Origin of the sequence: Thermococcus pacificus (assembly GCF_002214485.1) — an archaeon.
Lineage (GTDB): Archaea > Methanobacteriota_B > Thermococci > Thermococcales > Thermococcaceae > Thermococcus > Thermococcus pacificus.
In genome coordinates this window covers 1,063,661-1,082,363 of the sequence record NZ_CP015102.1, presented here as the reverse complement: position 1 = coordinate 1,082,363, position 18,703 = coordinate 1,063,661, and the positions used below count along the sequence as shown (strand labels likewise).

At 53.5% G+C, this 18,703-nt stretch carries 26 protein-coding genes and 1 pseudogene; 16 read left to right on the top strand and 11 right to left on the bottom strand.

Annotation, left to right across the window (positions count from 1 at the left end; translation table 11 throughout):
• The first annotated feature begins 16 nt into the window (after positions 1 to 16).
• Positions 17 to 166 carry a hypothetical protein gene (locus A3L08_RS09905; RefSeq protein WP_157721591.1) on the top strand — a complete coding sequence of 50 codons (150 nt, stop codon included), beginning with the start codon at positions 17 to 19 and terminating at the stop codon, positions 164 to 166.
• Positions 167 to 293: 127 nt separating this feature from the next.
• On the opposite strand, the gene A3L08_RS06030 is transcribed toward A3L08_RS09905, so the two are convergent.
• Positions 294 to 713: a hypothetical protein gene (locus tag A3L08_RS06030; RefSeq protein WP_088854161.1), complete on the bottom strand. Its 420-nt coding sequence runs from the start codon at positions 711 to 713 to the stop codon at positions 294 to 296.
• Positions 714 to 1,016: 303 nt separating this feature from the next.
• Here A3L08_RS06030 and A3L08_RS06020 point away from each other — a divergent pair.
• From A3L08_RS06020 to A3L08_RS05975, 12 genes and pseudogenes are all read left to right on the top strand, one after another.
• A pseudogene (locus A3L08_RS06020) lies at positions 1,017 to 1,882 on the top strand (IS982 family transposase).
• Positions 1,883 to 1,885: 3 nt separating this feature from the next.
• Positions 1,886 to 2,224, top strand: a complete 339-nt coding sequence (locus A3L08_RS09900) for a hypothetical protein (protein WP_157721590.1) — start codon at positions 1,886 to 1,888, stop codon at positions 2,222 to 2,224.
• A gap of 49 nt (positions 2,225 to 2,273) precedes the next feature.
• Positions 2,274 to 2,627, top strand: coding sequence for a prefoldin subunit beta (locus A3L08_RS06015; RefSeq protein ID WP_088854159.1), 354 nt, complete (start codon positions 2,274 to 2,276; stop codon positions 2,625 to 2,627).
• Between the two features lie 33 nt (positions 2,628 to 2,660).
• A complete protein-coding gene (locus tag A3L08_RS06010) occupies positions 2,661 to 2,972 on the top strand; it encodes a DUF3194 domain-containing protein (RefSeq protein ID WP_088854158.1) in 312 nt (103 codons plus the stop codon).
• A 24-nt stretch (positions 2,973 to 2,996) separates the two neighbouring features.
• Positions 2,997 to 3,176 carry a hypothetical protein gene (locus A3L08_RS09895; protein WP_157721589.1) on the top strand — a complete coding sequence of 60 codons (180 nt, stop codon included), beginning with the start codon at positions 2,997 to 2,999 and terminating at the stop codon, positions 3,174 to 3,176.
• Positions 3,169 to 3,384, top strand: coding sequence for a HEPN domain-containing protein (locus tag A3L08_RS06005; RefSeq protein ID WP_088854157.1), 216 nt, complete (start codon positions 3,169 to 3,171; stop codon positions 3,382 to 3,384). Before A3L08_RS09895 ends, A3L08_RS06005 begins: the two co-directional genes overlap by 8 nt.
• A complete protein-coding gene (locus A3L08_RS06000; RefSeq protein WP_088854156.1) occupies positions 3,381 to 4,364 on the top strand; it encodes a DHH family phosphoesterase in 984 nt (327 codons plus the stop codon). The genes A3L08_RS06005 and A3L08_RS06000 overlap by 4 nt, the downstream gene beginning before the upstream one ends.
• 1 nt (position 4,365) lies before the next feature.
• Entirely contained in the window at positions 4,366 to 4,707 is a 342-nt protein-coding gene (locus A3L08_RS05995; protein ID WP_088854155.1) for a hypothetical protein, read from the top strand.
• A gap of 201 nt (positions 4,708 to 4,908) precedes the next feature.
• Positions 4,909 to 6,012: a hypothetical protein gene (locus tag A3L08_RS05990; RefSeq protein ID WP_232461679.1), complete on the top strand. Its 1,104-nt coding sequence runs from the start codon at positions 4,909 to 4,911 to the stop codon at positions 6,010 to 6,012.
• Positions 6,013 to 6,120: 108 nt separating this feature from the next.
• A complete protein-coding gene (locus tag A3L08_RS10135; RefSeq protein ID WP_232461783.1) occupies positions 6,121 to 7,314 on the top strand; it encodes a tetratricopeptide repeat protein in 1,194 nt (397 codons plus the stop codon).
• On the top strand, positions 7,220 to 7,897 hold the full coding sequence (locus tag A3L08_RS05980) for a tRNA-binding protein (protein ID WP_232461678.1): 678 nt from the start codon (positions 7,220 to 7,222) through the stop codon (positions 7,895 to 7,897). The genes A3L08_RS10135 and A3L08_RS05980 overlap by 95 nt, the downstream gene beginning before the upstream one ends.
• 551 nt (positions 7,898 to 8,448) lie before the next feature.
• Complete coding sequence (locus A3L08_RS05975) at positions 8,449 to 8,829, top strand: hypothetical protein (protein ID WP_088854153.1); 381 nt, start codon at positions 8,449 to 8,451, stop codon at positions 8,827 to 8,829.
• Between the two features lie 40 nt (positions 8,830 to 8,869).
• Here A3L08_RS05975 and A3L08_RS05970 read toward each other — a convergent pair whose 3' ends face one another.
• Positions 8,870 to 10,726, bottom strand: a complete 1,857-nt coding sequence (locus A3L08_RS05970) for an aldehyde ferredoxin oxidoreductase family protein (RefSeq protein WP_088854152.1) — start codon at positions 10,724 to 10,726, stop codon at positions 8,870 to 8,872.
• Positions 10,726 to 11,562 carry an aldo/keto reductase gene (locus A3L08_RS05965; RefSeq protein ID WP_088854151.1) on the bottom strand — a complete coding sequence of 279 codons (837 nt, stop codon included), beginning with the start codon at positions 11,560 to 11,562 and terminating at the stop codon, positions 10,726 to 10,728. Before A3L08_RS05965 ends, A3L08_RS05970 begins: the two co-directional genes overlap by 1 nt.
• Before the next feature lie 94 nt (positions 11,563 to 11,656).
• Here A3L08_RS05965 and A3L08_RS05960 point away from each other — a divergent pair, with 94 nt between their 5' ends.
• Together A3L08_RS05960 and A3L08_RS05955 are read left to right on the top strand one after the other, a co-directional pair.
• Positions 11,657 to 12,262: an MBL fold metallo-hydrolase gene (locus tag A3L08_RS05960; RefSeq protein WP_088854150.1), complete on the top strand. Its 606-nt coding sequence runs from the start codon at positions 11,657 to 11,659 to the stop codon at positions 12,260 to 12,262.
• Positions 12,263 to 12,310: 48 nt separating this feature from the next.
• Positions 12,311 to 12,898, top strand: a complete 588-nt coding sequence (locus A3L08_RS05955; RefSeq protein ID WP_088854149.1) for an adenosylcobinamide amidohydrolase — start codon at positions 12,311 to 12,313, stop codon at positions 12,896 to 12,898.
• A 14-nt stretch (positions 12,899 to 12,912) separates the two neighbouring features.
• Here the strand turns inward: A3L08_RS05955 and cobT are convergent, their stop codons facing one another.
• Positions 12,913 to 13,917, bottom strand: coding sequence for a nicotinate mononucleotide-dependent phosphoribosyltransferase CobT (gene cobT, locus A3L08_RS05950; RefSeq protein ID WP_088854148.1), 1,005 nt, complete (start codon positions 13,915 to 13,917; stop codon positions 12,913 to 12,915).
• 68 nt (positions 13,918 to 13,985) lie between these two features.
• Between cobT and A3L08_RS05945 the strand changes: the two genes are divergently transcribed.
• On the top strand, positions 13,986 to 15,437 hold the full coding sequence (locus tag A3L08_RS05945) for a cobyric acid synthase (protein ID WP_088854147.1): 1,452 nt from the start codon (positions 13,986 to 13,988) through the stop codon (positions 15,435 to 15,437).
• Here the strand turns inward: A3L08_RS05945 and A3L08_RS05940 are convergent.
• From A3L08_RS05940 to A3L08_RS05910, 7 genes are read right to left on the bottom strand one after another with little or no spacing between them, the layout of a single operon-like run.
• A complete protein-coding gene (locus A3L08_RS05940) occupies positions 15,434 to 15,877 on the bottom strand; it encodes a hypothetical protein (RefSeq protein WP_157721588.1) in 444 nt (147 codons plus the stop codon). The genes A3L08_RS05945 and A3L08_RS05940 overlap by 4 nt on opposite strands.
• Positions 15,878 to 15,921: 44 nt before the next feature.
• Positions 15,922 to 16,137: a hypothetical protein gene (locus A3L08_RS05935; protein ID WP_088854145.1), complete on the bottom strand. Its 216-nt coding sequence runs from the start codon at positions 16,135 to 16,137 to the stop codon at positions 15,922 to 15,924.
• On the bottom strand, positions 16,134 to 16,673 hold the full coding sequence (locus A3L08_RS05930) for an NTP transferase domain-containing protein (RefSeq protein WP_088854144.1): 540 nt from the start codon (positions 16,671 to 16,673) through the stop codon (positions 16,134 to 16,136). The genes A3L08_RS05935 and A3L08_RS05930 overlap by 4 nt, the downstream gene beginning before the upstream one ends.
• The gene (gene cobS, locus A3L08_RS05925; RefSeq protein WP_088854143.1) at positions 16,670 to 17,365 is read right to left on the bottom strand and encodes an adenosylcobinamide-GDP ribazoletransferase; all 696 of its coding nucleotides are present in this window, start codon (positions 17,363 to 17,365) and stop codon (positions 16,670 to 16,672) included. The genes A3L08_RS05930 and cobS overlap by 4 nt, the downstream gene beginning before the upstream one ends.
• The gene (cobZ, locus tag A3L08_RS05920; protein WP_088854142.1) at positions 17,362 to 17,778 is read right to left on the bottom strand and encodes an alpha-ribazole phosphatase CobZ; all 417 of its coding nucleotides are present in this window, start codon (positions 17,776 to 17,778) and stop codon (positions 17,362 to 17,364) included. The genes cobS and cobZ overlap by 4 nt, the downstream gene beginning before the upstream one ends.
• Positions 17,775 to 18,416 carry a PAB0415 family putative ATP pyrophosphatase gene (locus A3L08_RS05915; RefSeq protein ID WP_088854141.1) on the bottom strand — a complete coding sequence of 214 codons (642 nt, stop codon included), beginning with the start codon at positions 18,414 to 18,416 and terminating at the stop codon, positions 17,775 to 17,777. Before A3L08_RS05915 ends, cobZ begins: the two co-directional genes overlap by 4 nt.
• A complete protein-coding gene (locus A3L08_RS05910; protein ID WP_335755198.1) occupies positions 18,413 to 18,625 on the bottom strand; it encodes a hypothetical protein in 213 nt (70 codons plus the stop codon). The genes A3L08_RS05915 and A3L08_RS05910 overlap by 4 nt, the downstream gene beginning before the upstream one ends.
• Positions 18,626 to 18,703: the final 78 nt, after the last annotated feature.

The following is an 18,703-nucleotide window of genomic DNA, read 5'->3' as shown; positions in this document are numbered from 1 at the left end:
AGTTGCGTGATAATTAGTGGGAAAGGAAATGGGGTTTGGATTCCCCCGCTCAACTCCAGTCTTTGCCCTGACCATATATGGCCGGTATTTAATCGTTATATTCGGGCTTATTCGCCTTCCCCTCTCCGGTGAGGAGCCCAGTTTGATAATAGCCCTAATTCCATAGCGATGTTTCGGCCTGCCCATGCCTACTTATTGCCCTATTCATCTTCCCAGGGAAATATTTTAAGGACCTTTTTAGAGAGACTTTCTACAGTGAACTGCAAACTTTTCAAAGAAAAAATAAAACACCTCTAGCCACCAAGTGCGCTTTTGACGTCTAACAGTATTTCCACAATCTGGTCAATCAAGTCCCCAAGGCCAAGCTCCTGAAGTGTCTTCTCGATCTTAACCTCCATGTGGACCGGCACCTTAAAGGTCTCATCAAATGGAACGACCACCGTTTTGTTTATAGGGACTTCAACGGTCATGTCCAAGGGCACCGTCACCGGGAAAGTGTCCTTGAAGTGGACTCTTACCTCTGTGTCAATGGGGACGTCAACATAAGTGTCCAGGGGCACAATGATCTCTTTCTGCTCCCCATTTATATCAACAGTGGTTGTTATATTTTGAACAACTCTGGCCCGTGTGACGAGCTTCACTGGAACCGTAACGTAGGTATCTAGTGGCACTTCCGTCTCGATCTCTTCATGAATGGGCACATCTATGACCATGACAATTGGAACCTCCAGTTGCTTGCTTATAGGTACCTCGTCTCCTGATCTACTGGATAGTCGAATGTTATCTTCTGCTCCTTCACACCCTCAACCATCTCAACTACGTTGTCTATCTCCCTCGTTGCAATGTTCCTCACCTGAAACAGCGCATATAACAAAACCCCATTGAGCAATAGTGAGATAATCACCAGCACCAACAAGACATAAGTCAGTTTGGACTCCATTGCAACCACCAAAGAGCAAATGGAATCTAAAGTATATAAGCAATGTTATTAAGTTCTTGAGTTTTTTGACTGATTGGTGGTTGGGATGGACTTTCAGGAGGAACTCATGATCATAAGACTCTGAGATCTGTCCAATAATCAGCAAACACTACCCGAAAAACACCCGCAGGGAAGTACTTAGCCTCTACGACCTGATAACATTTGCAGTACTGACACACCTGCACTTTGGGGAGTTTACAAGCCCGCTTACAGGGTCTTAATTGAGGAAATGAAACTCTTCCCAAAAATCAGGCACAGCAAACTAACAGAACGCTTGAACAGGCATGAGAAACTCCTGCTCCTGGCGCAGGAAAGACTATTCAAAAACCACGCTGGAGAACACGTCAGAATACTGGACTCGAAACCCATCCCGACGAAAGAAGTGGCCAGAAAACAGGAAACAAAAGAAGGGTTCTTCAAAAGTCATAAATGGAAACCTGCAGTTGGTTTTGTCCCATCTAAAAAGCACTGCTACGGTTACAAGCTGACCTGTTATTCTGACGGGAATCTTCTGGCCGTACTGTCCGTTGATCCAGCGAATAAGCATGACGTGAAGGTCGTCAGGGAGAAATTCTGGGGAATTGTTGAGGATTTCACTGGTTGCTTCCTGCCCTGGATAAGGGGTATATGAGTGGAGAACTTGGGGAGGAGTTTTTGAGGTTTGGGGTTGTTTATGTTCCGGTAAAGAGGGAGAATCAGATTAGTAATCTGGGAGAGAAGAAGTTCTACAAGTACCTCTCTGATTTCAGGAGGAGGATTGAAACACTGTTTTCGAAGTTGGATGCTTTTCTGTTAAGATCCAGTTGGGCCGTTAGTCTGAAGGGTTTAGCCGTCAGGATTCTAGGAGCAATTCTAGCGGTTAATCTTGATAGACTGTACAACCTCACAGGTGGTGGGAACTAGGGTTTGATAATAAACTTCTTACCCGTTATCCTCGGGGTTGTCGTGCCGGCAATCCCCACGTTCATCTTCCTCAGGAAAAAGAAAATGCCTCCGGGGCTTTTCTGGGCAATCTCAATGGCTACCGTAACATTCGTATCCATCGCCACCTATCCACTCTTCACAATAAACTGTACCCCCACAATCTGTGACGATGAGGTGGTATGGTTCATCCCAACGGCACTGGTCATCTTGGGCTTCCTGGCTGGAGCCGTGATATGTAGGTTGACTGGCAGACCCCATTCAGTAATTAATTTATTCATCAGGGTGATTTTTGACTTGTTATCCCCCACCGAAACTATTTAAAGCCAGCCCCTTATTCTAACCCGGAATTACGATTACGGAGGTGTTTGGGATGCAGAATATTCCGCCGCAGGTTCAGGCCATGCTCGGCCAGCTTGAGAGCTACCAGCAGCAGCTCCAGCTCGTTGTCCAGCAGAAGCAGAAGGTCCAGCTCGAGCTTACCGAGGCAAAGAAAGCCTTGGAGGAGATCGAGAAGGTCGATGACGGAACGACCATCTACAAGACCGTTGGGACGCTTATAGTCAAGACCGAGAAGGCGAAGGCCGTTGAGGAGCTCAAGGAGAAGGTCGAGACCCTTGAGGTTCGCCTCAATGCCCTCGAGAGGCAGGAGAAGAAGCTCAACGAGAAGCTCAAGGAGCTCACCGCCCAGATCCAGAGCGCCCTCAGGCCGCCCACCGCGGGCTGATTTCCCTTTTCTTCATTTGGAGGTGAGTGAGCGGTGGCAGAGGGTAAAAGGGTAATTCACATAGGTCTTCCGGAGCTGGGTGAGGAGGAGCTTATTGAAATCGGCGAGCTTGCACAGGAGACGATAATAAAGGAAGTGTTCGACGTCCTCAACAGGAGCGACGTCAAGGACATCGAAGTTACAACGAGGATAAACCGGGATGAGACCCTCGACCTTGAAATCGAGGTCTACCTTGAGGTTCCCATCTTCGTCAAGGCCGACGTCGATGAGCTGATAGATAAAGCCGTTGAGAAGGCCTACGAGGTTGTTGAGAGAAGGTTGAAAGGGCTGGCCGCAAAGGATTAAACCTTCAAGGTCTAAATTTATCCGGTGAGAGGGATGGATTATCGCGAGGTGGCGAGACGCTTTGCAGAGGACGTTAAAAAACGTCTGGGCTACGGTGTTTACGTGTCGGCCAAGGTCCTAAGCGTCGAGGAGTTTGAGCTGATGAAGAACCTCAACACCGCGTTTTACAGGAACATCCAGCGGGAGGGAGTACTCATTGGATGATGAAATAAGCCTTCTGCTCAGCAATTCCCACGAGTCCCTTGGTGCGGCGGAGCTTCTGCTTGAAAAAGGGTTCTTTGCAGAGAGCCTTAGGGAGAGGGCCGACTACGATGCCACGTTTCAGCCTGGTGAAGAGGAAGCTAGGGAGCTCGTTGAGGATGCCAAGGCCTTCGTGGAGAGGATTGAAAAAGCCCTGGAGGAACTGAGATGAAGGGTAAAATCAAGCTCAGGCGCTTCCTCGAAAGTTCAAGGGGCAGATCCTTTCTCCTCCTCTGCCACCACAACGCCGACCCGGATTCCCTCGGCTCGGCCATAGCCTTCGCCATCTACCTCAAATCGCTCGGTGTTGAGGAAGTTAAGATAGGCGTTGCCCAGAGCGTCTCCTCCTACGCGAAGAGGCTTCTCACCTTCTCCCCGGTCCCCGTTGAGAGGGATCCTGTTGTTAAAGAAGACGTTGTGATGATTTTCGACACGTCATCGCTCGAGCAGCTCGAGCCGATTGAGATTCCCAGGGGAAAGACGGTGATAGTCATCGACCACCACGTCGAGAAGGAAAAGCCAATTAAAGCCCAGATAGCAGTGGTTGATTCCTCCAGAACTTCGACGGCCGAAATAGTTTGGGAGCTTTTCAAATACCTCGGCTTCTATAACGAGACCGCTGTCAAGGCCCTACTCGCTGGAATCGTTACCGATACTGCAAACTTCCGCTTCGCCAATGCGAAAACATTTAAGGCCGTCTCCGAGATGCTCGAGCGCTTCCCGCTCCAGATGGGTGGGATATTCCAGCTAGTCGCACCCGTGAGCGACGAGAACATTGACCAGGCGAAGAGGATGGCAATGCTGAAGGCCTGTCAGAGGCTTGAGATCAAGAAGTTCCGCAGGTACATCATAGCGGTCTCAAAGGTTTCTGCCTATGAATCACTCGCCTGCAAGACGTTCCTCAACCTCGGCGCGGATGTGGCAATAGTGGGGAGCGAGAAGAAGGGAGTCAGGATATCAGCGAGGGCAAAGGAGAGCCTCGTTAAGAAGGGTCTCCACTTGGGAAGGATTATGGAGAAGGTGGGGCCGATTATAGAAGGCTCCGGTGGCGGACACGCCGGTGCCGCCGGTGCTAACGGGAAGAAGAACCTCGACGAGGCTATTAAAGTCATACTGAAGGAGATTGAAAAGTTTTTGAGGGAGGTAGATTGAAGTGGCCAGGTGTCCCCTCTGCGGAAAGTCCCTCGACTGGGGCGAGCTTATTGAACAGATGATTGAGGAGAAGGGCACGGAGATGCGCGAGCTTCTCTTGGACAGGGAGCGCTTCCTCAGCGCCTTCCGGGAGTTCGTCTTTAAATGCCCCCACTGTGGCGAGGAGTTCTACGGCAGGAACCTTCCTGAGAAGGAAGCAGAGAAAGTCTTCGAGCTTCTAAACGATTTCAAAGGCTCGATAGACTGGGAGAACAAAAAGGTCCGCCTCAGGCTCAACAGCCTCCTTGCCCTCGATACGCTGCTCGAGCAGTGGGATGAGAAGGTGACGCGGAAGAGAGCGTAGGAGAGGCCCGCTAATTTTTCACATTTCCTGGAACTGAATGTGCAGGTTAAAATGGTGATTAGCCCCAAATGCCCGACATTCCAAAAAATTAATATAAAAGTTCATGGGATATTTCTGTTGGTGATACTATGAAAAAAGTAATTCCTGCAATGCTTCTGGTGGGTTTGATTTTTGTTTGGCTTTTTCGTAACAGCGAGTGATGTGCAGCTGCCGTATTTCAGGAACCTGGCAAGTGTGAACATCCAGAATGCAGGGGAGGCACACGTCTTTGTTTCGGCCCTTTATCCCGAAGGGTTCAGACAGATTGCCGAATACGACATCAAAAACAGCGGGAGGATCACACTAAACCTCGGCGACCTCAGGAAGGCCTGGGATGATGAGTATAGGAAAAACAAAAGGCTGTCACAGCCGCTTATTCTTCTCACAATAGTCACGAAAGACGGAAACGTTTCCATCGAGAGCGTCGGCTTTGAGTGGGACAGAATGCCCCAGTCCTGGGTGGTGACTCCAAAGTTCAGGACATTAAAGAACGCCGTGAAGACGTCCTCCAAGCAGACAAACGACGTGCATCCCCTCTACTATTACAGCCGCACGTTGGTGGACTCCTACGAGTGGACGGCACCAACCATAGTGGCCCAGGTAATCCCGGACAGTTCAACTAAGGGGTACATCTCATACACATACTTCATCAACAAGAAAGTTGGGTTCAGCATCAACGCGTTTGTGGACACAGACTGGACCCGACTGACTTCGTACAACATAATTCAGAAGGATGAGAGTGGCAAGCATGCTAGCGGTTTTTCAGTGGGTAGCCCGTATTACATCTGGATGAACGTTACGTACCGTTACGAGAGATGGAGGGTTTACAGCGCCGGCTGGGTGTGGTACGAGGAGTATGTGTACGTTAAGGACTTCTATCCCAGCACGATAAGCGGGGGAACGTCAAAACCATCGAACGCTCAAGTTCCGCCGATTGATAGATGGATAGATGAGGGAGTTTATGAATCCACAGGGGACATTGGGTATTATGCGTTTCACATATGGGATTTAGATACGAGTGATTTTGCGATGGACGTCCTGAAGTTCATCGATGTCCTTGAACTAATGGGGAAAATCAGCGAAACTGCGGCCCAGAAGGCGACTCTCATCGGCCTCTTTATCGATGTGGGCTTTGAATACGACAACATGAAAGCGTTCGACTTTGACCTTTCTCTAGACTCGGGTGTGCAAACAAGCCACCACGTCTGGAGGGGGGAGAGCACGGACATATCTACGGTACCTGTTCTGTATTTTAACGTTGATTAGCACTCCCTTTTAATTTTCATTATGAAAACATGCAACCACCGCACGGTTTGATTAACATGCCATGCTGGCGATAGCCTTTTTACTTTACCAACATATTCTTAGCGGTTGGTGGTTCTCGTGGAGGCCGTGGAGCTTTACCTGTCAAAGGGAGACTATAAAAACGCCTTGAATAACGTACTGAGGATAGAAGATCCAATTAAGCGCCTCCTGGCACTCACGGAGGTTCTGACGGCCTTCCCGAGGGATGAGGTTCTCGCACGCATGTTTGAAACTCTGAACTCGATCAGGGGAAAGCCTGAGAAGGCCGTGGCTTACTCCGTCATCGGCCGCGCACTCTACTCCCTTGACCGCGACAGGGAGGCAGAGGTGTACTTCGAGAGGGCGCTTGAAACGGCCCAATCGCTCAGGTCGCCGAGGGTTAAGGGGGAGGTTCTGGCTGCAATAGCCCGGAACCTCGTTCTTTCAGAGAGGTACGGGGATGCCCTCAAGCTTTTCAGGCACTCTGTTGAACTCCTCCAAACGGCGAGGGGGCTTTCCTCCTACGCGACGGAGGCGCTGATTAAGGTGGCAAGGCTCGTCGAGAGGAGCGCCGATGAGATACCAAACGAGAGGGCGCTGGACTTCTACAGACTCGCACGCGACATCTACTCCTCGATCTTTTTCAGCCTGCAGGCCAAGCACCTTGAGAACAAGATAAAGCTCGCCGAGGAAGTTCTGAAGCGCGGGAAACCGGCAGTGGAGGGACTGATAGAGACCGGCGAGGTTGAGCTTGCCATCGAGATGGCCCGCTTCCTTCCGCTGGAAGAGAGGGCAGTGGTGATGCTCGAGCTTTCCTACTGGTTCCACCTCCACGAGCAGCCCAAACTTGGGAGCAGGGTTTTTGACGACGCCCTCGAGATGGTCTTAGTTGGGAAGTTCAAACCCTGGGACGGCGAGATAGCCGCGATAGCGAGGCGCTTCCTCAGGATAGGCTCCCTTGAGGAGCCCCTCACCCTGGCAGGGGTTATCAGGGATGAGAAGCTGTCCTCCGAACTCCTCGGGGAGGTTGCCCTGGCCTACGCCCGCTGGGGCGATAAGGCAAAGGCCCGCTCGATAGCCGAGGGCATAATGGACGAAAGCGTTAAGAACCGCGTTTTAAAGGAACTGGAGGGTGGGAGTTATGTGGGACACGAGCAAGGATTACCGCTTACTGGTGGCGGAGAAGAGCGTGGAGCTTTTCCTGAAGACGATAGAGCACGCGAAGTTCAAGGGGAAGTGGAACAAGAAGGGAGCACAGCAGCTGGCGAAGGAGATGCTCCCTGAGATACAGGCGATGAGGTATTCCTACGTCGAGCCCAAGGAGCTGATTGAGACTCCGCAGATGAAAGCCTTGAAGGAAAAGGCCAATGGCATAATCGAGGCCCTTGGTGGGGAAGACTGGCACCACAAGTTTCTCAGCTTGGCCGATAAAAGCGAGCGCGAGAAGGTTGAAGAGGCTGTCGCTAAGGTTCGCTTCTTTCTCAACACGATACTCGGCCTCGACAGACGCTTAGCCCTTGGAAAGATAAACGACCCGGTCATAGCGGTGGACATAAAAGTCGGTGAAGTGATGAGCGTCGCCAAACACCCGAACGCTGACCGCTTGCTCGTCACGAACGTCAACATCGGCGACAGGGCTATCACCGTCGTCACCAACGACCTCACTGTGAAGGAAGGCAACCGCGTGGCAGTCGCTTTACTCCCGCCGGCGAACTTCCGCGGAATAGTCAGCGAGGGAATGTTCCTCGGTGCTGGAGAAGGCGTCCTCAAGGATGTCAAGGGAGAAATCGGCGGCCTGCCTAAGGGAATCCCGCTTGAGGCCTTCAACGAGACGCGGAATTTGGTCGAGGCGTTTCTGAAGGGTTGAAGTTTGGGGTTAACCCCCACTCTTTTTGCCCCGCTTCTGGTTCCACTGATGGTTTGACCTAACTATATATCCAACTGGCTGTAAATATATCTTAATGTCATACGAATTACTAAACCAACGGAGTAAGATGTCTGGCTGGAGGGATCCCCGTGAAGCGTTCCCATGTCGTTCTGGGTTTCCTGCTCACCGTTATCATAGGGGTGCTCGCGGTCCATTATCATGGTTCTGGAGGGGAAAACGGCTCAAACTTACCCCCCGCCCAAAACGACAGTTCCGTGCAGTGCCCCTCAACGGCCTTCAGCGGTTAGAGATTCTTCCTCAGCTGGGGCACCGTGTTTCTTGAAAACGCCAGTGATGTTAGAAGCGATCCCTTCGTGAAGTTCAGCGTTGACATCCACGGCAGAACCAACGTGAGCACGGAAGAATTAACCGCCGAGGTGCCGTTGTGGTTTTATGCGCCAGGGGCCTCGATGGGAAGCCCCTCTGGAACCTTACGTTCTCAGGCGACTACCTTTACGCTCTCGTTTATCAGACAGCACCGAGGTTCTATCTTGAATTCAGAAACTAACGTCCCGGACGACTACTTCTACGTCCTCGGAAGAAACGGAACGGTTAGAAAGTTTGATCTCGGACGGGGCTTCCTTTCCCTCAGAAACGCGTTCCTCGTCTCTAACGGTAGCTATGTCCTCACTGGCTTTGAAAGGCCTCAGCCAGATGGTTCTCCAATGTCCGGCTACGTCATGATTCTGAACGGAACCAAGGTCGTCTGGAGCAGAACCTTCCAGATTAACGACCCAAGCTGTCTCTGCTACATCATCCCAGGCTGGGGGAAAATAGATGGAAACGGCTGTGCGACATTTGGGCTGTACGATGGCTACGCCACCTACTGCAACGGGAAGCTGACGTTTCACAAAGAGGACAATAACCCCTGATCAACTGAAACAACAGAAAATAAAGAATGGGGTCACTACATCAAATCCCCATCCTCTTCTTTACAACTTCCAATGCTTTCTCCGCATCTTCCTTAAACTCCGGGAGGCTGAGCTCTTCCATCGTCTCCGGCAGTGGGACGCCGAGTTCCTCGTGCCAGCCCCTCAGCCTGTAGAATTCCCTTCTCGCCTCGAGGAAGTCGTTGTAGTCTATGAAGGCCGCGTTGCCCTTTGCAGGCCCATCCGACTCCGGTTCCCACCAGCGCGGTGGAATTGTGTCGTCGAGCGGAGGCGTAACCCAGTCGAGGGCGTTGTGTATTCTGGCGATGCTTTCAACGCCCCATGCCCTTCTGCGAAGTTCTTCAACCGTCCACTCCTCGCCGGTCACGATGCTGTAGAGCCTCGCGAGGTCTTCGAGCTTGTAGGGCACGAACTTACATGTCCCAAGCATATCGGTGATGTAGCTCTCGTCCCTACCCTCTATGAGGGAAGGCACGAGTTCCTTTGCCGGCCCCTGGTTTGGCAACTGGTGCGGCCTCGGCCAGCCGCGGAGGTGGGAAGCGCCAACGTCGGCTGTCGCGTAGCTCAGCGCGTATGTCCTCCTACCGCGCGGGTCCCAGGCGGGGCTTTCCATTCCCTTGACGTGGACGGCGAACTCACATCCCCTGCCAAGCCTCTCGCAGGCCCTCTTCACGCCGTCGGCAAGGATTGCACCGATGCCCTTCCGCTCTGCCATTAGTTTGATAAGCTTCTCCTCTGCTTCCTCGTCGCCAAAGCCCTTTACCGGAAAGCCTATCTCGTCTTCGCCAATAAGACCGCGCTCCACCATCTCGAAGAGCCAGGCTATCGTTGCTCCGGTCGCTATGCTGTCCAGGCCGAGGTTGTTGACGAGCCAGTTGAAGTAAGCAACCGCTGGAAAGTTGAAGACTCCAGTGGCAGCGCCGAGCATGGCTATGCTCTCGTATTCTGGCTTTACGCGGATTTTCCTGCCTTTATATTCCACCTCAACGTAGCGGGCGCACTTTATCGGGCAGCTCTTGCCGTGGACGAACCATTCCGGCTCGACCTCATACTTCTTGACCTCGTCGCCGGCGAGCTTTGAGGCGAGCTCATCCGGAATGTAGGGCCTTGAGAAGTTGTAGGCCGGACTCATTCCAACGGAGGCGGAGCCCCTCATGCCGTCAGTGGTTCCATAGTTCCTCGTGTGTTCGTACTTTGGATTCGTCGCGAACTCGTTGTAGTACTCTTGCCACAGCCTTTGGAACTCCTCGGGGTTGGCCACCTTCGGCTTCTCCCCCGGCTCAACGACGACGGCTTTGACTTTTTTACTACCTAGAACCGCACCGAGTCCACCTCTGCCGCTCGCCCTCTCCGTGTCGTAAACAACGTTGGCTATCCTGCTCAGTTTTTCGCCGGCTGGTCCTATCATCGCCATGCTCGCCTTCGGGTGCTCCTTCCAGATTTCCTTGGCGACCTCGTAGTTGCCCTTTCCCCAGAGGTGCTCAGCCGAGAGAATCTCAACCTTTCCGTCGTGGATGTACAAATAGACCGGCTCCTCGGCTTTGCCCTCGATTATTAGCGCGTCAAAGTGTCCCTTCAGCTTTGGACCGAAGGCATCGCCGCCGCTGGAGTCGCTGATGAGCCTCGTCTCCGGGCTCTTGCTCACCGCTATTACCTTGCTCGAACCCGGAACTAAGCCGGCCATTCCACCCGGTGCGAAGACGAACTTGTTGGCCGGGCTGAGGGGGTCTGTCCCCGGCGGAACCTCGCGGTAGATAAGGTAGTAGCCGAGGCCCTTTCCGCCTATGAACTTCCTTATGACCTCGTCCGGCAGTTCTTCGTATGTAACCTTTCCTTCAGTCAGGTTGACACGTGCAATCCTGTTGTGGTAGCCGTACATCAGACACACCTCCTTGCCTTTTCCCTATCCTCCTTCGAGAGGCGCCATCCCATAGCACCGAAGTTTTCCTCGAGGTGGGCCTTGCTTCCGGCTTTTGGTATCGCAACAACGTTCTCCTCCCATATCAGGTAGTTGAGGGCCACCTGAGCGGCCGTTTTTCCGTAGGCTTTCCCAATCTCGGCGAGGCATTCATTCCTTGCCAGCGTCCCCTTCTCCAACGGGGTGTATGCTATCAACGCCATCTTCTCCTTCTTCATGTAGTCGAGAAGGCCACTTGTCTCGGGCCAGCGGTCTTTGAGGGAGTACTTGACCTCGTTGGCCACAATCTCGTATTTTTTCATCGCCTCCTGAGAGCGCTTGAGAAGTTCAAGGTCGAAGTTGCTCACGCCTATGTAGCGTATGAGCCCCTCGTCAACGAGTTCCTCCAGCGCGTGGAGGGTCTCCTCTATCCTCCTGAAGTCCTCAACGGGCCAGTGGAGGAGGTAGAGGTCTATGTATGTTCCCAGCCTCTTCGTGCTCGCCCTCGCTGCCTTCTTCGCGCTCTCATAGCCGAAGTGAGTCGGCCAGACCTTGCTTATGATGAATATCTCCTCGCGTTCAAAGTCCTTTATGGCCTCTCCGACGAGCTCTTCGCTGTGGCCGGCCCCGTAGAACTCAGCGGTATCGATGAGGTTTATTCCGAGTTCAAGGCCGTGCATGAGGACTTCAACGCTCTCCTTATCCCTCGAGTAGTCGGGGCTCTCATAGCCCCCTATTCCCCACGTGCCCATGCCTATGGCGGTAACCCTATCATCGCCTATTCGCTTGAGGTCGTCAAAAATGGGAACATGCTTCATACTATCACCTACAAATAATTTCGAAGTGTGGCTTAATAAGTTTATCCGAAAATGATTTTAGGGTTAAGATGAAAACCTGAATGAGGTGGACTTCATGCATGAGGAAGTCCTTCCCGGAATTCACAGGATATTCGACAAGTTCGTTAACGTTTACCTCGTTGAGGGGGGAGACCACCTCGTGGCTGTGGATACAGGCGTAGACACCACCTGCGGGAAGATACTCGATGCCGTTGAGGAAATTGGAAAGCCCCTGACGGCGATAGTCCTTACCCACGGCCACCTCGACCACACCGGCTCGCTGAAGTGCTTGAAGGAGAGGACAAACGCCATTGTAGCCGCCCACGTGGACGAGGTGGAACTCATAAAGGAGAAGACGGGACTTGAGCCCGATGTGAAGCTCAAGGATGGGGATGTCTTCGAGGATTTTAGGGTTCTCCACAAGCCCGGCCACACGATGGGGAGCATCTGTCTCCTCGATGAAAAGAGCAAAAGCCTCTTCGTCGGCGACCTCGTCGTAGAGCGCGGGGGAAAGCTCGAGGAGGTGCCGCACCAATATTCTCTCGACCCGGAGATGAACAGGATAAGGATAAAGGAGCTCCTCGAGGTTGACTTCGAGAACCTCTTACCGGCGCACGGAGAGCCTCTGTTAGGGAATGGGAAAGAAAAGCTTAGGGAGCTCGTGGAGCGGCTTGGCCTTTGAGGGGCCATTGCCGCCTCCCAGGACATTTAAGGCAAAGGGGGAGACGTAGTGAAGTTTAAGCACTTCATCCTTCCATTTGGCCGTCTAATGCTTTCACTCAGCAACGCGCCCCATAGGGGAGGCCTAACCAGAGCCGACGGATTCTTCTTCATGATGGTCCCGAAGAACTACTCCGGCGACTACAAGGCGGACTGCCTGGCCTTTGAACGGGAGCAGGGGTTAAAGAACTTTGTTGGCTTTATGACTGCCGCGGACATAGGGGCGGTCCTTTCCACTGCCAAAAGCGGGAGCGTCTCTGCCTACATAACAGCGGGAATAACCAACCCGGCGATAGCGGGAGAAGTCCCACCGCCGTGGAGGCCGGGAACAATAAACATTGCCCTCGTCATTGATGAGGGCTTAACGGTCGGCGCGATGGCCAACGCGATAATGACTGCAACTGAAGCCAAAACTTACACCCTTTTGCGGCTCGGCTATAAAGCCACCGGGACAACTAGCGATGGCATTGGAATTTTTGCCTTTGAGGGGGAGAAGGAGTGGGCGGGAACCGCAACGGAACTCGGGATAAACATTGGCAGAGCCGTGAGGAAGGCGCTGGAAGAGAGTTTAAGGAAATGGGAAAAGACGAGAGCCTGAGGAAGGGCTGGGCTTTACGACTTCATCCCCATTAATCTCCGGTAAAGCGCCTCCACCTTTTCACTCACTTCCTCCGGCGAGAAGCCGGCCTTAATCGCGAGCCAAGTAGCCCCTCCAGCACCGACACCTTCCTTGACGTAACCGCGCTCGTAGTCCCTCAAACCCTTGAATTTGCTCTCCGAGAAGTCCAGATCTGCGGCGTAGGTTATTACCCCTATCTCCTTAGCCGTGTCGAGGAACGTGGCGCTCCTGTCTTTAACCACCCACTTAGTCGTTGCTATCATGAAGCGGCTCAGATCTTCGTCGAGGGCTTTCAGAAGGGCTGCAACGGCGAGCATCTGAGTTCCGCCTGCCAGAACTATATCCTTCCTGAAGCCGAGGGATAATCCAACCACAGTCGCCATCATCGGGTCGCCGAACTGTCTCAAGGCCTCGAGCGGGTTGTCCCTCAGCTGGCCCTTTTCTATTCCTGCCCTCTGAAAGGCCTCGGTAATTACCATCCCCTTGAGGCTCTGCGGATTGTCTGGCGACGCCGAGGAAGTTTTGGCATCGTAGCCGAACGCCCAGAGAACCGCTTGGGCGGTGGTAGTCCCGCCGGGGGTAGATTCACCTATGACAAGCTCTTTGATTGGCAGTTTGTTAAGCTCCTCACCAAAGAGTTTTGCGCGCTTGATTATCTCGCCGAACTCCGGCAAAGCCGGTCCTTTCCTGAAGTCCCTCCCGACGGCGTTGCTGATGTGGACGTGCGGGACGAGCGGGGCTAAATAAGTCCCGCCCCTCACAACCAGAACCGGAAAGTTTGCCAGCTCCTTCGCGGCCTTTGTGATTATGGCAGGAGTCGGATGGCCCTCGGGCGTTACAGGAATTACGTCAATGGTCAGGGGCCTCTCGTGGAAGAGGTACTCGGCATCGGCGACCGGGGTGAGCTTAGTCAATTCAGGCGTTGCCCCGGCGACGCTAATTCCCGGAACGGTGCTTATCTCTGCGTTCCCCAAAACGAGCAGGAAGAGGCTCTCCATTCCAACCACCGCTGGAGGTTTTATCCAAGGGTTTATATGGCCTTCGACGAACGTTCCCCGGTGGGAAGATGGGGAAAGCGTTGATGGTTCAGGGGACATCATCAGGGGCCGGCAAGTCTCTCCTCGTTACCGCACTCTGTAGAATCTTCTCGAACCTCGGCTACGACGTCGTTCCCTTCAAGAGCCAGAACATGAGCCTTAACTCCGCTCCGAGCATCGAAGGCGGCGAGATAAGCCGTGCCCAATACCTCCAGGCGATAGCCTGCAGAAAGAGGCCGAGCGTGAAGTTCAATCCGATTCTGCTCAAACCCGAGGGAAAGATGAGAAGCCAGGTAGTCTTTATGGGAAAGCCCATCGGAAGCGTCTCCGCCAAGGACTACATGCTCTCGCGGAAGGAGGAGCTTTTCAAAAAGGCCATGAAGGTCCTAGATGAGCTGAAGGAGGGGCATGACCTCGTCATAATCGAAGGCGCCGGCAGTCCGGTCGAGATAAACCTGAAGGACTACGACATAGCCAACATGCGCGTGGCAAAGCACGCAGACGCTAAAGTAATCCTCGTCACCGACATAGACCGTGGCGGGAGCTTCGCCTCGATAGTCGGCACGATGGAGCTTTTGAGCGAGGAGGAGCGGGAGCTCGTTATGGGCTTCGTCTTCAACAAGTTCCGCGGCGACGCTTCCCTCCTAAGGCCGGGCTTCGACTACCTTGAGAAACGCTACGGAAAGCCGACCCTCGGCGTTGTCCCCTACGTCGAGCACCGCCTGCCCGAGGAGGACTCTTTAGCAGAGTTCCCGAAAGTTAAGGGCGAGCTGCACATTCAAATAATCAAGCTCCCCCACATAAGCAACTTCACGGACTTTGAGCCGCTCCACTGGGCCAACGGCGTTGACTACGTCACAAAGGCGGAGGAAATAACTGGAGACGTCATCATAATTCCCGGAAGCAAGAACACTGTCGAGGACTTACTCTGGATGCGCGAGAACGGAATTGAAGACGCCATCCTTCAAGCCCACCGCGAGGGCGCTTTCGTCGTCGGTATCTGTGGGGGCTTCCAGATGCTCGGGAGGGAGATCATAGACGAAGTCGAGTCGAAGCGCGGGAATGTAAAGGGTATCGGTCTTCTTCCGGCGAAAACGGTCTTCACGAGGAAAAAGCGAACGAACCATCTCAAAGCAAATGTCCTCTGGGGGCCAGCTGGGGGTATGGGCGTGGAAGGCTACGAGATAAGAATGGGCCGTTCCCTCTCGGAGAGGCCCTTCTCAGTCATAACGTCCGTGAACGGAGCAAAAACCTTCGAGCCAGAGGGAGCAATCGGCGAGAGGGCCTTCGGAACCTACCTCCATGGCATCTTCCATAACTTCGCTTTCACAGAGCGGTTCCTCAACTTTCTGAGGGCTGAAAAGGGCCTTGAGCCCCTCTCGATAGAGGGCTGGAGCATAGAGGAGGAAATCGAAAGGTTCGCAAGGGTTGTGGGGGAGAACTTCGACGTGGAGAGGATTTTAGGTGAACTCAGCCTTTAGCCTCTCACCTTTATCTCAGTCTTTCCGGGGCCACCCCTGAGGGCCTTTAGGACGTCGTCTACCTTCTCGAAGGCGAGGTAGTATCGTTTGCCCCTCACATCGGTCACGAGAAGGCCCTTCCTCGAGACCGCGTAGGATTTGACGTAGCCGAAGGGACCTTTGTACTCCCCGAGCTGATAGCGGCCGAAGCCCAGCCCGTTTATCCTCACTTCAAGTACCTCAGAGGACTCTTTAACATCAAAATCCCTGACCAAAATCTCCCTTTCTCCCGCCTTTGTCTTTATGATCAACCGGACGGTTCCGTTCTTGGCCACCACTATGCTCCAGGGGACGTAGGCATCCATATAGCCCTTTATCTTCACGGCCACTACTAAGGCGATGACTACTATTGGAGTCAGGACTACCACCAGCGGAAACCAGCCCCCCATGAGAACCTCCATCCAAAGTTCCTGCCTGAGGATTTAACCCTTTCCTAAACCAAAAGTTAAAAGAGGTAATCCTCCGGCCCCTCAAGCTCCTTCGGCGGGTGCTTCCTTACCCACCAGAGCTTCAGGCGGAGGTAGGCGTAAAACCCAAGGAAGAGGAGAAGACCCGCTAAAATCAAGGCCAGCGCTATAACGAGGAAGCCGAAGAAGAACAGAAGGCCAAGTATTAAAATACCCACGAAGGCAAGGGCGCCCTTTATTTCCCCTCCTTTCATCTTCCCACCAGCTTTGCTATTCTCTCCGCGAGCTTTAAATCCTTCGGCGTGTTCACGTTGAGGGCTAAAAGGGGGTTGCTAAGCTCGAAAAAATTCTCCCCCTCAGCCCCAACGGCGTTCAGTCCGACTACTGCATAGCCCCTGTAAACGACAGGCTTCAAATCCCCCGGAACCCTTTCAAGGGGGAGGACGCCGGTTAAGCTCGTCTTCCCGTCGAAGGCTTTGGCGATTGAGCCAATATCGGAGGCCCTGACGAAGGGCAGGTCTGAGGAGACACTCACGAAGGGCCCGAACTCCCGGAGGAGCCACCTAACGTCCTCAACGTAGCCCCGCCCAGGCGTTTCAACGAACGGAATTCTTTCCCTGAGGCACCACTCTTTAGTCTTCGGCGTGTTCCTCGAGAGGGTAACGAGGGTTTCTCCAGCCTTTTCGGCCTCGCCGTAAACCCTGAGAAGCATCGGCTTTCCTCCAACCCTCAGGACGGGCTTTTCCTTCCCCATGCGCGTTGATCTTCCGCCAGCCATGACAATTATCACGCCCACCACCGCGCAAACGCCAGAACGAGCAACGTCCCGGCCCTCGTTATCTCCGCTATGGCTCCAAGACAGTCCCCGTTTATTCCGCCAAAGTTCTCAAGGGAGAGCTTTATGACGTATGCGGCAAAGAGAAGGCCCGCCAACCCAATAACCGCCGGAGGGTTGTAGAGCGCAACCGGGAGGTAGAGGAGCGCGTAGAGGGTTGTCCCGGTGGCGAGCTGTTTTCCATTCATCCCCTCCATGAAATAAGTCCCCAATCCTCCCCCCAGCGGCCTCTTCGTCGAAAGCCCGAGGAGCATGGCGAACTTCGAGTTGAGTTCTGCGAGGTAGATTGAGTAGAAGGGAACCAGCGGAAGAGAGTAAACCTGGAGGAAGAGAACCATCACGACGGCGAAGAGGCCCGCTATCCCGGTGTTTAAATCTTTCATGGCCTTGATTTTTCGCTCGCGGTCGCCTTTGACCATTATTCCATCGGCCCAGTCAGCCAGGCCGTCAAGGTGGAGGAGGCCTATCGTGAAGTAGAGCTCCAGAAGGGCGAGGACGTTGGCCAGCGGTAGCTCAAGGTAGAGAATGGCAGAAGGAAGGACTGAGCTGACCAGAGCGACAAGCGGAAAGGCCCAGAGCTCTTTGCGGGCCTTTTCAAAGTCCCCCTTAACTGGAATTCTCGTCAGGAACGGGAGGATGTTTTTCATCCGACGCCCTCCTGGAAGAGCTTCGTCATGCAGCCGGCTATAAACCCCCCTATCGCGTCATCGAGGAAGGGCGGAAGCTCGGCCAAGATTCCGGGCTTTTTCGTGTCATAGTAGAAGAAGTTGAAGAGCGCCATCTTTCCGCCGATGTACTCAGCTATGTCTATTCCAATCAGCTCATCGGCGACGAGGTTCACGGGGTCGCCCTCGACCTTAAAACTCTCCTCGAGCAGTAAAGCCGCCATGAGGAGAGACTGGACGTTGATGTCTCCCAAATAGTGAAGCATCAGCCTTCCGAGCATTTCCCGGGCTTCCTCTGGGTTGTCACCGATGTAGAGCCCCATCGCGGTGTCGAGCATCTTCTCCAGCGTTATGCCGTGTTTTTCAAGCCTTTGGAGGAGTTCTTCGGCTTTCATGCTCTCACCAGCCCAAAGCGGATCCAGTGGTACCTCTCGCTCTCCTCGACGGACTTCACCTCAAGCTCAAAGCGCCCTTCGAAGATGGGTGAGGCCAAAACCACCGTGTGGAACTCGCCGAACTCTCCCACAGGAGCAACGCCAGGGTAAGCCTCCAAAAAGTTATCCAGGTCTTCTTGTGAGCGGAATGTGTAGGCCAGCGCTTCTTTTGGTAGCTTCTTCTTGTCAACGGCTATTACCGCCCACTCAAAGCCCTCCCGGAGCATTTCTCTGGCCAGCTCAAGGGTATTCCTTCCCCAGAGCGGTTCGAGGGCCTCAACCCCTGCTTTCTCCGCAAGCCATTCAACCCACTTTTTGTGATCTTCGAGGAGGACGTCACCAGCTATGAGATAATCTACGCCGAGAGAAGCTATGAACTCGGCCAGAGCGTCGCTTCCGCGGGACATATCAAAGGTAAGCAACTCCTTTCCCATCGCTTCGGCGAGTGTTTTTAAGGCATCTAAGTTCTCCCAGTGCGGTGAGAGGCCGATGGTTGTTTTTAAGGCCAAAAGATAGGGAACTTTAATTCCCGATTTTTCGGCGAGGTAGAGTGCATAGAACCCGTCCTTGCCGCCCGAGAAGAAGGCGACCCCTTTCAAAGCGTGTCACCCGTCTTGGCCCTCTCATACTCTTCCCTTATCCTCTGGAGTTCCGCTTCCTCCACGTAGGGTAAGACAACCCCGCAGTCAAGGCAGAGCCAGGGGTAGGCGGGAGCGGGTCCTTTCAGTGCGGCCTTTATACCGTGCTTCCAGGGGGCCTCCCAGAAGTACCTGGCGTATCCCGACTGGTAGTTCTTTCCCCTTATCATGGTTCCTCCACAGAGGGGGCATTTTCTAGTCTCCACCAGCGACCACCAAAGATATAAACTCCATGGACTTTTTATCCA

What these genes read in the sequence shown, in the direction of transcription:
- A3L08_RS05970 (WP_088854152.1), bottom strand. Translation starts at nt 10,726, where the DNA reads ATGTACGGCTACCACAACAGGATTGCACGTGTCAACCTGACTGAAGGA.
- cobT (WP_088854148.1), bottom strand. Translation starts at nt 13,917, where the DNA reads ATGGAGAGCCTCTTCCTGCTCGTTTTGGGGAACGCAGAGATAAGCACC.
- A3L08_RS05945 (WP_088854147.1), top strand. Translation starts at nt 13,986, where the DNA reads ATGGGGAAAGCGTTGATGGTTCAGGGGACATCATCAGGGGCCGGCAAG.
- cobZ (WP_088854142.1), bottom strand. Translation starts at nt 17,778, where the DNA reads ATGAAAGCCGAAGAACTCCTCCAAAGGCTTGAAAAACACGGCATAACG.
- A3L08_RS06000 (WP_088854156.1), top strand. Translation starts at nt 3,381, where the DNA reads ATGAAGGGTAAAATCAAGCTCAGGCGCTTCCTCGAAAGTTCAAGGGGC.
- cobS (WP_088854143.1), bottom strand. Translation starts at nt 17,365, where the DNA reads ATGAAAAACATCCTCCCGTTCCTGACGAGAATTCCAGTTAAGGGGGAC.
- A3L08_RS05935 (WP_088854145.1), bottom strand. Translation starts at nt 16,137, where the DNA reads ATGAAAGGAGGGGAAATAAAGGGCGCCCTTGCCTTCGTGGGTATTTTA.
- A3L08_RS06030 (WP_088854161.1), bottom strand. Translation starts at nt 713, where the DNA reads ATGGTCATAGATGTGCCCATTCATGAAGAGATCGAGACGGAAGTGCCA.
- A3L08_RS05965 (WP_088854151.1), bottom strand. Translation starts at nt 11,562, where the DNA reads ATGAAGCATGTTCCCATTTTTGACGACCTCAAGCGAATAGGCGATGAT.
- A3L08_RS05910 (WP_335755198.1), bottom strand. Translation starts at nt 18,625, where the DNA reads ATGATAAGGGGAAAGAACTACCAGTCGGGATACGCCAGGTACTTCTGG.
- A3L08_RS05940 (WP_157721588.1), bottom strand. Translation starts at nt 15,877, where the DNA reads ATGGAGGTTCTCATGGGGGGCTGGTTTCCGCTGGTGGTAGTCCTGACT.
- A3L08_RS05960 (WP_088854150.1), top strand. Translation starts at nt 11,657, where the DNA reads ATGCATGAGGAAGTCCTTCCCGGAATTCACAGGATATTCGACAAGTTC.
- A3L08_RS06015 (WP_088854159.1), top strand. Translation starts at nt 2,274, where the DNA reads ATGCAGAATATTCCGCCGCAGGTTCAGGCCATGCTCGGCCAGCTTGAG.